The organism is Pseudonocardia sp. EV170527-09, assembly GCF_008369905.1.
GTDB lineage: Bacteria > Actinomycetota > Actinomycetes > Mycobacteriales > Pseudonocardiaceae > Pseudonocardia.
On sequence record NZ_VRMC01000359.1, the window covers coordinates 1 to 414 of the forward strand.

Below are 414 nucleotides of genomic sequence, written 5' to 3' on the forward strand. Positions count from 1 at the left end.
ACCGGAGGCCTTCGTGTCCCACGCTAACGCCGCCCTGACCCCGCGCGCCCGGCTGCGGCTCGCTCAACTCGTCGTCGAGCACGGCTGGACCCACACCGCGGCCGCGACACTGTTCATGGTCTCCGCGCGGACCGCCAAGAAGTGGTCCGACCGCTACCGGGCCGAGGGGCCGGCGGGGATGGCCGACCGCAGCTCACGGCCGAGGTCCTCACCGACGAAGACCCGTGTCGGTCTGGTGCGGCGAATCGTACGGCTGCGCTGGCGGCACCGGCTGGGCCCGGTCCAGATCGCCGGGCGCCTGGGCATGGCCGCCTCGACCGTGCACGCGGTCCTGGTGCGCTGTCGGATCAACCGGCTCTCCCACATCGACCGGGGCACCGGGGAGCCGCTGCGCCGCTACGAGCACCCCCACCC

The 414-nt window shown here is 73.9% G+C and carries 1 protein-coding gene; it reads left to right on the forward strand.

What is annotated here, in order from left to right; translation table 11 throughout:
- Positions 1-13: 13 nt before the first annotated feature.
- Positions 14-414: leucine zipper domain-containing protein (locus tag FVA95_RS29485; protein WP_149666943.1), on the forward strand; the 401-nt coding region annotated here is incomplete at its 3' end.